Origin of the sequence: Thiothrix sp. UBA5583 (assembly GCA_002425225.1) — a bacterium.
Lineage (GTDB): Bacteria > Pseudomonadota > Gammaproteobacteria > Thiotrichales > Thiotrichaceae > Thiothrix > Thiothrix moscowensis.
Map to the genome: position 1 here is coordinate 68,828 of DILV01000026.1, position 11,140 is coordinate 79,967.

Below are 11,140 nucleotides of genomic sequence, written 5' to 3' on the forward strand. Positions count from 1 at the left end.
AGGTGGTACAGGTGGTACAGGTGGCACCCCAACAGTCGTAAATGGCTATACCCTGTTGAAAGCTGATGGTTCCAATGCTGCCAATATCAATGAAGCTGCTTGTGTGAAAAAAGGTAGCCTGACTTGGCAGATGCCAATGACTACAAATATTTACCAGTATGGTGATGATGTCTCTGGAGCACGTGGCAAGGTGTCTACTTACGTGTCCGGTTTCGGTTCACTGTGTGGCAAGAGTGGCTGGCGTTTACCTAGCGCTGCTGAACTGCAAGGCACTATCCTGAGTGATGCTGCCACTGGCGCAGTGTTGCAGGATGCTACAACCAATCTGGTGTTTGATTCTGCCGTGTTCAAGGATGTAACTGCCACCTTGGTTACATTTGCTCCTTTCTGTACTGCCAGCCAAACAGCGGGCGTTTCCATGGTGACAAAAGGTGGGTTGGTGGCAGATCAGACATTTAACCCTACTACGGAACCCGGTTGGACAGCGGATACCTATCCATGCTACATCCGCATGGTTAACGGTACGGCAGCTCCATAAGCTGAAAGATGCTGCTCAGGTAGTGTAAAGAAGCTGGGGTAATATGTCCCCCAGCTTCTTATGAAAAATGATTTTCTTCGGTTTTTCCTGTTGATACTGCGTTGTACGTCTGTAATGCGGCCTTCCCCAAATAACATGGATTTGCGATTTTGTCTGGCTGATTCGTTTGGTCGTATGCGGTTTTTATGAAATGGATTTTTTATTAAGAGATTATTTATTTATGATAAAAAATACTCTATCTGGTCTTGATATTGGCAGGCGTTTAAAACATGCGGCGGCAATGATTTTTGCTTGTTTACTGTTTGCGCCATCTTTTGCTCATGCTGTTTCCTGTGATTTCAAAAACGGGGAGGTTTCCAACAGTATTTGCGGTTATGTAGAAGCAGGAAATGCCTATACCGGTGGAAGCCTGAAGGTGCATGTTTCCAGCTTGACTTCAGCCTTTCAGGTTGATCTTCGTCGGGTCGGGACGGATTCTGTTTCCAAATCCCAATCTTTTACTGGTGCTTCCAATCATGTGACACCGGTAAATGGTGGTAATCTGAACTGGGGTAATGCCTACAATATCAGCATTCCATCTGACTGGAAGAGTGGTTTGTATTCATTGACATTTTCCAATAGCGCCGGAACACATACCGAATACCTGACTATCCGTCAGGGTCAGGCGGGCAGCAGGGCGAAAGTTCTGGTGTTGAATGGCGACACTACCAAGCTGGCCTATTCGCCTATTGGTGGAAAGTCTCTCTATGAGTACAACTCAACGGGCGGGCAGCCCGCTACCAATGTTTCGCTCGATCGTCCTGTAGGTGTGGGAACTTGGACTGAATATAATCAATTCATTACCTGGCTGGAGCAAAACAGCATTGCCTACGAATCGGCTTCCATGACCGATTTGCATCGTAATCCGGGGTTGTTGGGCAATTACAATCTTGTGCTTATTCCTGATCATAATGAATATTGGACAAAAGAAATGCGGGATGCATGGGATAAATACCTAGCTGAAGGCGGGAATGCGGCCATTTTCAGTGGTAATACCATGTGGTGGCAGATCCGTTTGAACGGTAGCCAGATGATTTGTTACAAGAATGCAGCCAAAGACCCGTTATACGGTGTAGATAATTCAAGGGTCACTGTGAAGTGGTATTCAGAACCCGTGAATCAGCCAGAAAATACGTCCATAGGTGTCAGTTTCCGCCATGCAGGCTATCACAATTTCGAGACATACTACCTGGTTGGCGCTAATGCAACCAATGGTAAATATCAGGTAACAGATGCCTCTCACTGGGCATTCGCGGGTACTTCACTGAGCAATGGCGCTTATTTCGGTAATGCCATCGTTGGCTATGAAACCGATGGAGCCCTGTTCAATATGGTCGCGGGCAAGCCGGTTGTGACAGGTCTGGATGGGACTCCAACCAATTTCCGTATTCTCGGTTTGGCTCCGGCTTATGCCTATAATGCCCCTTCCTTTATTGGTGATTATGTTCCTGGTAATTATCAGGAGCATGGCTGGAGTACAATGGGTATTTTCCAGCCGGTTTTGGGTGGCGGTACGGTGTTTGTTGCGCCGACCATCGGCTGGCCGCATGGTTTGGCAGATAGCAAGGTCAGCAAGATCACCCTAAATGTGATCAACAAGCTGAAAGTACGAACTATCGGGAATAGCAACACCGGTAATACGGGCAATACGGGGAATACCAGTACTACTTCTGGTTCCGGCGGCGGTGGTAGCCTGACTGGCTGGGTCATATGGTATGGCTTGTTGGTAGTCGGGTTGGTCGTCTATCGTCGTCATAGGTCAATGGGTAACGGTGCTATCGCGTAAGCCAGCGTAGCGGAATGTCCCGTTTTACCCATTCATAGATCGTGGCAGCCTTGGTGCTGCCACAGTTTTTTCCACAGCCCCCGGAACTGCAAGCTATTGCCATTTGCCGTACCTTGCCTTTGCGTTGCCAATAGTCAAGGGCAAATCGGGCAGTGTCCGGGGCAATGTCGAAATGGGTTGCTACGGCATCGACACTGGCAGTGCCGTGTTGCTGCAAGTAGTCGCGGATTTCACCCAGTAACATGTTTTACCCCATTTTCAGTTGCAGACCGGAAGGCGGCTGTTTACCCTTGCTGCCTGCCAGATAAAAGGCGTATACGGCAAGTGCAAATGCCACCAGTATTGCAGCACTCCATGCCAATGAGCTTGCCGGATGCTGACCAAAGGTCGCCAACTGGTAGAACAAGGTGGCAGCACCGTAAGCCAGCCCGGTGTTCCAGAGTACCCCTAGGGTTGTCCAGCGGGAGCCGACTTCGCGGTACATCGCACCAGTCGCCGCCACACAGGGGAAATACATCAGGATGAACAGCAGGTAGGCAAAAGCGCCTGCCTTGCCATCAAAATACTGGTTCATGGCGGCGAACGTGGCGCTGCTGACTGCCTGCTCCTCATCAATCGCGCCGAATCCCAACGGGTCGCCCAGATTACCCAGCGCATCGCTGAGATTGGCGGGGATGGTGGCAAAGGCTGCCTGTAAACCGGCACTGAGGCTGAACGGTTGTTCCTCTGCGGCTGTTGGTTCAGGTGATGCGCCCATTTGTGAATACAGCGCATCCAGTGTGCCGACCACCACTTCTTTCGCCAGCAAGCCGCTGACAATACCGACAGTGGCAGGCCAGTTGTTCTGCTCAATACCCATGGGCGAAAATACCGGGGTTACGGTTTTGGCAGTGGCGCTCAGCACCGATTTTTCGGTGTTCTGGTTGCCGAAACTGCCATCCGTACCCAGGCTGTTGATCACATTGATGACCATCACCACCATCACGATCAATTTGCCTGCGCCGAGGATGAAGCCTTTCAGCTTGTTCCAGGTATTGATCAGGATATTGAGCAAGCCCGGCATCTGGTAAGTGGGCATTTCCATCACGAAATGGTCAGCACCGCCCTGCAACAGGGTCTTGCGCATGATCACGCCAGTGAGGATGGCAAACGCAATCCCGGTCAGGTACAGCAGGAACACGATATTCTGCCCGCCACTGTGGAAAAACGCCGCAGCAAACAATGCATACACCGCCAGCCGCGCCCCGCAGGACATGAACGGCGCCATCAACACGGTAAGGATGCGTTCGCGCTGGCTATCCAGTGTGCGGCTAGCCATGATCGCCGGAACGTTGCAGCCGAAACCGACAATCAGCGGCACGAATGCCTTGCCGGAAACCCCCAGCTTGCGCATGAACTGATCCATCACGAACGCAGCCCGTGCCATGTAGCCCGATTCTTCCAGCAGGGTCAGGAACAGGTACAACGCAGCAATGATGGGGATGAAGGTTGCCACCACCTGCAAACCACCGCCCAAGCCATCCGCCAGCAAGGTAATCAGCCATTCCGGGGCGAAACCTTCCAGCAGATGGCGTACACCGTCCACTGCCACGGTTTGCACCGCGAGGTCGAAAAAGTCGATGAACGCCCCGCCCAGATTGATGCTGAACAGGAACAGCAAATACATCATGGCGAGGAAAATCGGCACACCCGTCCAGCTTCCCAGTACCCAGCGGTCTACCTGGTCAGACAGGGTGCGGCTGATCTTGCCGCGTTCATGCACGGCATCACGGGCAATGCGGGTGGCAAGGTCGAAACGCGCATCTGCCAGCAGGAAATCCAGATCTTCGTTGGTGTCTTTTTCAATCTGGCGGTGCAGTGCGTGGATGTTTTTTTCCAGCTTGCAGGTTTGCAGGGCAAACAGCGCATCGTCACGGTCGATCCCGTCGGCTTGCGACTGGATGTGCTGGATGGCAGCTTCCACACTGTTGTGGTAAGGAATGTCGAAATGGATGGTGGAGCAACTGGGGAGGTAGTGGCAAATGGCGTGGTGGACGGGGGCAAGATCCTTGTCATTGCGCAGCGAAACCGGAATCACCGGGCAGCCGAGGCGTTCGTGCAGGGCTTGCACATCGACTTTCATGCCGCGCCGTTCTGCCACATCCATCATATTGAGCAGCACGATCATCGGCACATTGAGTTCCCGCAGTTGCAGGGTCAGGTACAGGCCACGTTCCAGGGTGCTGGCATCGACGATATTGATGTACAGGTAGTCGGGGTGTTGCTGGACAAACTTGCGGGCGACCGCTTCATCGGCGGAAGTGTCGCTGAAATCCAGCGAATACGTGCCGGGCAGGTCAACCACGTGTAGGTCTTCGTTGAGCAGGCGGCACTGGCCTTCCTTGCGCTCGACCGTGACACCGGGCCAGTTGCCGGTGCGCTGGCGTGCGCCGGTCAGCAGGTTGAACAGGGTGGTCTTGCCTGCATTGGGGTTGCCGAGCAGGGCAATCTTGCGGTAAAGCATGGCCTTGGGGCAGCGTTTTTCCTGCGTATTGCAACATTCTTTTGCCATGATTTACTCCTGCTCTTGCACGTGTACCATGATTTTGTCGGTAATCGAGCGCCCCAGACTGATCCGGTTGTTGCCATTACCGAGTACAATATCGCCACGCCGGTTACGCAAGACTTCAATGCGTGTGCCTGTGCCGATACCCATGCCGAGCAGGCGGATGCGGGTAGGGTTGTCCGTTTGCACGGAATGGATGTGGGCGGAGGTGTGTTCCGCCAGCCAGGAAAGGGGTTGGGCGTTGGCTAGGCTCATGGCTTGGCTACCAGCATTTGAAAATGATTCTCAAATTTATATTAGATGATGTTAATCTTCAATAGCTACTGAACATTTTATCATGCCGGATGTCATAAAGCCTGATACCACGATTTGACTGGTCGGGTATCAGGTTGTGGACTCCTCCGTATCCCTCCCCCCTTGTATTTCGGGGGAGGGTATTTTTCCACCCAAAGGTATGAGGGCTACCGTGAAAACAACGAACCATGTATTTGCCGCGCTGTTGATGTTTGCTGTAGCTGGCTGTGACCGGCTGGAACAAGACATGTTGGCAGCACCGGATGATTCCCAACTCGACCGTTACGGGCTGGATGCTGTGAAACTGGGGGACAAACGCGCTGATGCAGGCAAGCAACTCGAATCCCTGCTCACCAAGCCCTTGCAATGCAAGCCGGGCAAAACCGGGCTGGGCGACCAGCGCAAAGCCTACCAGATGGAAGAATGCCAGGCAGTGTCAGTCAACGGGCAGGTTGGCAAATTGTGGGATCAAAAGATCACTGAATTGCAAGCCGTATTCGTGGAAAACCAGTTATGTGGCCTGAAACTGCAATTGCAGACTTCCGGTAGTTACGAAACCCTGTACGATGCCCACGGCAAGAAAATCCTCAGCCTGTTTGGCAAGCCGGATGAAGTGGGTACGAAAGAAGTCACTTGGCAGCGTGAAGGCGATGAAACCGTCATGCGCGATCTGGGCGATGGCAAGATCAGCATCGACATCAGCAACAAAAAAGTCATGCAGGCCTTGCACCACAAAGGCAGCGAGTAACGCGCTTCTGTTATGATTCACGGGTTTTCAGCAAGCCCGTGTAACCATGTCCCGCATTATCCTGTTTAACAAGCCGTATGATGTCCTCTGCCAGTTCACTGACGGGCAGGGGCGGCAAACTCTAGCAGATTTCATTCCTGTACCCGGCGTGTATGCAGCGGGGCGGCTTGACCGCGATAGCGAAGGCTTGCTGCTGCTGACCGATGATGGTCGCTTGCAGCACAAGATTGCCGACCCCCGCCACAAGACCAGCAAAACCTATTGGGTACAGGTGGAAGGTGTTCCCACCGAGGCTGATTTGCAGCCACTCCGCCACGGGGTGATGCTGAATGATGGTATGACCCGCCCCGCCACCGTTCGCCTTATCGACACCCCACCGGGTTTGTGGGAACGCAACCCGCCGATCCGGGTACGTAAATCCATTCCTGATAGCTGGCTGGAAATCACCATTAGCGAAGGGCGCAACCGGCAGGTGCGGCGCATGACGGCAGCGGTCGGTTTTCCCACTTTACGCCTGATCCGTTACCGGATTGGTACGTGGACACTGGATGGGCTGACCAGCGGGGCATGGCGCGATACGTGAGAACAGGGCGGATTTCAGGTTGAACTTGAGATTGGCAAAGTTTGTTTGATGCCTTCTGTAACCGTTTCAGTAAGAGACAATCAAGTCGTCGATTTCGTGCACTTCGGTGCGGATGCGCCGCATTACCGGCAGCAGTTCCATGAACACCCGGAACAACTGCGGGTCAAGGTGTGCCCCCGCCATGCTGCTCATCAGTTCCACTGCTTCCTTTTCACACATGGCTTTCTTGTAGACCCGCTCATGCACCAGCGCGTCGTAAATGTCGACGATGGTGGTGATGCGGGCAGCCAGCGGGATTTCTTCACCGTGCAGTTCACGTGGGTAGCCGCTGCCATCCCATTTTTCGTGGTGGCACAAGGCAATCTCTGCTGCCATGTCGAGCGCGGGGATGTTGGAATCTTGCAGCATCTTGGCGCCGATTTCGGTGTGGCGTTTCATGATGGAAAATTCCACCTCGGTCAGCTTGCCCTTTTTCAGCAGAATTTTGTCGGGAATGCCGATCTTGCCGAGGTCATGCATGGGTGCTGCCATGCGGATGTCGTCAATCTGGCAGACAGGCCAGCCCAGCGCCTTGGCCATGGCAGCCGCATACAGCCCGATGCGGCGCACGTGCGCCCCGGTTTCTTCGTCGCGGTAACTGGTAAGGCTGACCAGCTTGATGGCGATTTCTTCTTCGCGTTGCTTGAGCTTGAGGGTGCGTTTCTGCACTTCGTTTTCGAGCTTTTCCTGAGTGAGCAGACCGTCACGCACTTGTTGCAGGCGGCTGACTTCCTGTCGGTATTTTTCCCCCAGATCCTGAAGCAGCAGAATGGCCTGCCCGTCAGCCCACAAAGCGGTGGCTTCGAGGGCGAGTTCCTGCCCGAGTTCATTGGTTTCCACCCATACGCCGGAAGTGAGCGGCGCGGAACGTTTGGCTTGCCAGTGTTGTTCGGCATCGTCCATGAAGCAGGTGAGGTAGGGGAAAACGTCGGTCAGGTCGCAGGTTTGCGGGGCAATGGATGTGCCGAGGAAAAACATCAGCCATTCCGGCATCTGTGCTTGCAGGGCAAAACATTGTTCGTCCCGGCGCAGGAATACGGCGATGTTGAGGGTGTGGTAAATGCTGGCGAATAATGAGTCCATCTTACACCCCCATGTGTCTGACCAGTTGGTGGAACATGTCTTCCACCCCGGCATCCTGTTTGGCACTGGTTTCCAGCAAGGGACAGCCGCTTTGCTGCAACTGTTTGAGCTGGTTGGCATCAAGTTGCCATTGCGTTTTCAGGTCAGCCTTGTTGAGGGCGAACAGGGCGGGTAAGTCGCCGACGGTTTCGCGTACCATGCGGTGAATGGAAAGCGCGGTGTCGCAGGTGTGCGGGCGTGTGCCATCCACCACCAGAATGTAGCCGGACATGCCGCGCAGGTAAGCGGTGCGGATGTTGGTTAGGTCATCTTCCCCGGCAATGTCCCAGATCATCAGGGTGATGTCTTGCCCGTCGACTTGTAGGGTTTTCTTGTCTATCTTGACGCCAACCGTGGTCAGGTACTTGTCGGTAAACAGGCTGTCGACATAGCGCCGGATCAGACTGGTTTTGCCAACCGAGAATGCGCCGAGCAGACAGATTTTTTTCTGGATCATGGTTAGCTCCTAATAAAGTGTCACCCGGTAGCTGACACCGCGTTCACTTTTGTGGGCGGTCGCAGGCAGACCCGGTTGATTGGCATCGTAAGCGACCAGCAGGGCGGCGGGTACACCGCTCCTGACCAGTGCATCGCGCATGTTGCTGGCACGGTCTTTGGCAAGGCGGGCATTGAGCGTTTCCGTGCCGCTGTCGTCGGTATTACCGGTCAGCATGACTTGCAGGCTTTGCTGGTTACGGCGAGCCGCCTGTTGCAAGGCGTTAATATCTTGACTGATTTGTTGTAATACGGGGTGGTTGAGGTCAATCTCAGCTTTTGCCAGCTCAAACGGGTAGGTGGCAGTTTCAATCTGTCGGGTCAGTTGCTGGATAGTCCGGCTATTGCTGGCAGCCGCCTCGGCAGTACTGGCGGCTTGCTGGCGTTGCTGTTCCAGCAGGTTTTGCAGGGAGGTCTGGATGGCAGTACTGTCAGTCTGTTGCTGGCGCAATTGAGCCTGCAAGTCGTGCAGGGTGGCGTGTTGCTGTTGTTTGCTAGCCGCTTCCTGTGCGAGTTGTCCGGCTTGTTGCTGGTAGTGCTGGTATGCCCACCAGCCGAAAGCCGCCACGATGGTGGTCAGCAGGGCGTAAGCCAGCCAGGGGGAACGTGGCTGCCGGTGTTGTCGCTGGGCTTTCAGGCAGTCAGACAGCAGGGTTTCTGCCCCGGCAAAAATGGCGGCATCACCGTTGAAAGCCTGAAACTGGTGTGCGTACTGGCGGTGGATGGTTTCGGAGGTGCTACTCAGCAAGCCGGACAGCTCGCCCGGAACCGTGCCGCGTACTACCAGGGCGCTGATGGCGTGCGGGCCGTATTCGACCAGTACGGTCAGTTCCCCCAGTCGCAGGGTGTCGAGGGTGTCTTCGCCGTTGATGGCGAAGGAATCCTTGATGAAATCCTGAATGGCGGTCAACATGCCGGATACGATGTCCGGGGCTTTGCTGATGGCGTTTTCTGCAAGTACATGCCGCAACAGCAGGCCGGTTTCACGGTGGATCAGGAATGCCTGTTCCACCTGATACACCAGCGTGCGCAACAGTGCCACTTGTGCATAGCTTTGCCCGCTGCGCCAGGCATCGAAACGCCAGCGCCAGGCTTGCGGGGAAAAGCTGCTTTCCAGCAGGTAATTGAGGTTTGCCAGTGCTTCATTCAGGGCTTGCTGGATGGATTTGCGGATGGCAGGCCCCATCACCGGGTACAGCACCTCGGCAAAGCGTTGCGGCTGGCGCTGGATTGACTGGGTAACGCTCTGTTCCACCATCGGCGCGAGGGCAACGGACAGGGCACTATCCTGTCCGGCACGCAGGTTAATGGCTTCGGCAATGATACGAGCCACGCTGGCAGTGTATTTTTCCGAGCTGGCAAACTGCGCTTTCAGTGCCAGCAGCTCGTCATATTCCTTGCCAAACAGCAGGCGGCGTAATTGATCCAGATCGGGCGTACCCGTGGTCATGGTTTACACCGGGTCGATGGCAAGCTGGCGGGATACGTTGTCCAGCAGTGTTGCCAGCGCCTTGCGGTCGATTTTGTCCTGACGCAATTGTTCGGCAGCCTTTTTTACTTCCTCAAGGATTTGTTCGCGCTGCTCTTCCATGCGCTGGGCGAATGCATCCTGGGTGTGTTGAATCTGGCGGAACAGGCCGTCAATACTTTTGCCTGCCTGTTCGTACTGCTTGCGGGCAATGCTGGCATCACTGATGCGGGCGCGGGATTCTTCCGCCAGCAGGTCGTGGATCATGTGCAATTCGTGGTTGAGTGCGTCGTGGTTTTTACGCATTTCATCCCGCACGGAATTAGTCCAGACCTTGACGAAGCGTTCCAGATTGGCAACGCGGCGCTCGCTTTCGCGGGACTGTTCGCCAAACAGGATATTGCGCACCATGTCGAGGTTTTTGTCTTGCGCAGGTGGTGGGGCAAGTTCGATGTCTGTGTCTGTCATAGCCATGTTTATTATTGTGTTATTGGGGTGGTTAACGGCTTGTAAGCTAACATTTGTGGGGCTGTTGTGCCAGTTTTCCTGACATATGGCGCAGGTAATACCCGTACAACTCTTGTAGCTGTTATGATCAACTGCACTCATGATTAGCCACAGGAGCCTGTAGTGGAAACCACTGCCCCGACCAACCACGCCCTTGTCCACGACCCTTCTACCTACCTCATCGGAACAGAGCCGTATTACGTGCCGGTTGGGGATGAAATCACCCTGTTTGAAGCCGCTTACACCAGCCATTTGCCCTTGCTGCTGAAAGGCCCGACCGGCTGCGGCAAAACCCGTTTCATGGAGTACATGGCGTGGAAGCTACGCCGCCCGATGGTGACGGTTTCCTGCCACGATGACCTGACCACTTCCGATCTGGTCGGGCGCTATCTGGTGAAGGGCGGCGAAACCGTGTGGGTTGATGGTCCCTTGACCCGTGCGGTGCGTACCGGTGGTATCTGTTACCTGGATGAAATCGTCGAAGCCCGCAAGGATACGATGGTGGTGATCCACCCCCTCGCTGACGACCGCCGCATCATGCCGATCGAAAAGCTGGGGCAATTGCTGGAAGCGCCTGCCAGTTTCTGCCTGGCGATTTCCTACAACCCCGGCTACCAGAGCGTGTTGAAGGAACTTAAGCAATCCACCCGCCAGCGTTTCGTTGCCATCGAATTCGATTACCCAAAACCGGCGCTGGAACGGCAGATCATCATCCACGAAACCGGGCTGGATGCCGCCATCACTGACAAGTTGCTGAAGCTGGCGGAAATGACCCGTAACCTTAAAGGCAACGGGCTGGAAGAGGGCGCATCCACCCGCTTGCTGGTACACGCAGGCAAGCTGATCAACAAGGGGGTGGAACCGCGTGCCGCTTGCCAAGGGGCAATCGCGCTGGCGCTGACCGACGACAGCGACATGATTGCTGCCATCAATGAACTGATCGGTGCGCTGTTTTGAAGAACCCCTCACCCCCTAG

12 protein-coding genes are annotated in these 11,140 nt (G+C 54.6%); 5 read left to right on the forward strand and 7 right to left on the reverse strand.

What is annotated here, in order from left to right:
* A partial coding sequence (locus tag B2U47_RS09115) for a hypothetical protein (protein ID WP_296688331.1) occupies positions 1-538 on the forward strand: 538 nt, incomplete at its 5' end.
* Between the two features lie 190 nt (positions 539-728).
* Positions 729-2,363: a N,N-dimethylformamidase beta subunit family domain-containing protein gene (locus B2U47_RS09120; protein ID WP_296679618.1), complete on the forward strand. Its 1,635-nt coding sequence runs from the start codon at positions 729-731 to the stop codon at positions 2,361-2,363.
* Here the strand turns inward: B2U47_RS09120 and B2U47_RS09125 are convergent.
* From B2U47_RS09125 to B2U47_RS09135, 3 genes are read right to left on the reverse strand one after another with little or no spacing between them, the layout of a single operon-like run.
* Positions 2,353-2,607, reverse strand: a complete 255-nt coding sequence (locus B2U47_RS09125) for a FeoC-like transcriptional regulator (RefSeq protein WP_296679616.1) — start codon at positions 2,605-2,607, stop codon at positions 2,353-2,355. The two genes, B2U47_RS09120 and B2U47_RS09125, sit on opposite strands and share 11 nt — an antisense overlap.
* A 3-nt stretch (positions 2,608-2,610) precedes the next feature.
* Complete coding sequence (feoB, locus tag B2U47_RS09130) at positions 2,611-4,914, reverse strand: Fe(2+) transporter permease subunit FeoB (protein ID WP_296679614.1); 2,304 nt, start codon at positions 4,912-4,914, stop codon at positions 2,611-2,613.
* Between the two features lie 3 nt (positions 4,915-4,917).
* On the reverse strand, positions 4,918-5,163 hold the full coding sequence (locus B2U47_RS09135; protein ID WP_296679612.1) for a FeoA family protein: 246 nt from the start codon (positions 5,161-5,163) through the stop codon (positions 4,918-4,920).
* A gap of 211 nt (positions 5,164-5,374) precedes the next feature.
* Between B2U47_RS09135 and B2U47_RS09140 the strand changes: the two genes are divergently transcribed.
* Both B2U47_RS09140 and B2U47_RS09145 read left to right on the forward strand, forming a co-directional pair.
* Entirely contained in the window at positions 5,375-5,950 is a 576-nt protein-coding gene (locus tag B2U47_RS09140) for a hypothetical protein (RefSeq protein WP_296679610.1), read from the forward strand.
* Positions 5,951-5,996: 46 nt separating this feature from the next.
* A complete protein-coding gene (locus B2U47_RS09145) occupies positions 5,997-6,533 on the forward strand; it encodes an rRNA large subunit pseudouridine synthase E (RefSeq protein ID WP_296679608.1) in 537 nt (178 codons plus the stop codon).
* 66 nt (positions 6,534-6,599) lie between these two features.
* Here the strand turns inward: B2U47_RS09145 and B2U47_RS09150 are convergent, their stop codons facing one another.
* From B2U47_RS09150 to B2U47_RS09165, 4 genes are read right to left on the reverse strand one after another with little or no spacing between them, the layout of a single operon-like run.
* Positions 6,600-7,655: an HD-GYP domain-containing protein gene (locus B2U47_RS09150; RefSeq protein WP_296679606.1), complete on the reverse strand. Its 1,056-nt coding sequence runs from the start codon at positions 7,653-7,655 to the stop codon at positions 6,600-6,602.
* A 1-nt stretch (position 7,656) separates the two neighbouring features.
* A complete protein-coding gene (locus B2U47_RS09155; protein WP_296679605.1) occupies positions 7,657-8,151 on the reverse strand; it encodes a Rab family GTPase in 495 nt (164 codons plus the stop codon).
* A 9-nt stretch (positions 8,152-8,160) separates the two neighbouring features.
* A complete protein-coding gene (locus B2U47_RS09160) occupies positions 8,161-9,639 on the reverse strand; it encodes an OmpA family protein (RefSeq protein ID WP_296679602.1) in 1,479 nt (492 codons plus the stop codon).
* A 3-nt stretch (positions 9,640-9,642) separates the two neighbouring features.
* Positions 9,643-10,131, reverse strand: coding sequence for a hypothetical protein (locus B2U47_RS09165; RefSeq protein WP_296679601.1), 489 nt, complete (start codon positions 10,129-10,131; stop codon positions 9,643-9,645).
* 156 nt (positions 10,132-10,287) lie between these two features.
* Here B2U47_RS09165 and B2U47_RS09170 point away from each other — a divergent pair, with 156 nt between their 5' ends.
* Entirely contained in the window at positions 10,288-11,121 is an 834-nt protein-coding gene (locus B2U47_RS09170; RefSeq protein WP_296679599.1) for a CbbQ/NirQ/NorQ/GpvN family protein, read from the forward strand.
* Positions 11,122-11,140: the final 19 nt, after the last annotated feature.

Bases quoted from the DNA above. Each gene is read 5' to 3' on its own strand.
- B2U47_RS09120 (WP_296679618.1), top strand. From the start codon at position 729: ATGGATTTTTTATTAAGAGATTATTTATTTATGATAAAAAATACTCTA.
- B2U47_RS09125 (WP_296679616.1), bottom strand. From the start codon at position 2,607: ATGTTACTGGGTGAAATCCGCGACTACTTGCAGCAACACGGCACTGCC.
- feoB (WP_296679614.1), bottom strand. From the start codon at position 4,914: ATGGCAAAAGAATGTTGCAATACGCAGGAAAAACGCTGCCCCAAGGCC.
- B2U47_RS09135 (WP_296679612.1), bottom strand. From the start codon at position 5,163: ATGAGCCTAGCCAACGCCCAACCCCTTTCCTGGCTGGCGGAACACACC.
- B2U47_RS09145 (WP_296679608.1), top strand. From the start codon at position 5,997: ATGTCCCGCATTATCCTGTTTAACAAGCCGTATGATGTCCTCTGCCAG.
- B2U47_RS09150 (WP_296679606.1), bottom strand. From the start codon at position 7,655: ATGGACTCATTATTCGCCAGCATTTACCACACCCTCAACATCGCCGTA.
- B2U47_RS09155 (WP_296679605.1), bottom strand. From the start codon at position 8,151: ATGATCCAGAAAAAAATCTGTCTGCTCGGCGCATTCTCGGTTGGCAAA.
- B2U47_RS09160 (WP_296679602.1), bottom strand. From the start codon at position 9,639: ATGACCACGGGTACGCCCGATCTGGATCAATTACGCCGCCTGCTGTTT.
- B2U47_RS09165 (WP_296679601.1), bottom strand. From the start codon at position 10,131: ATGGCTATGACAGACACAGACATCGAACTTGCCCCACCACCTGCGCAA.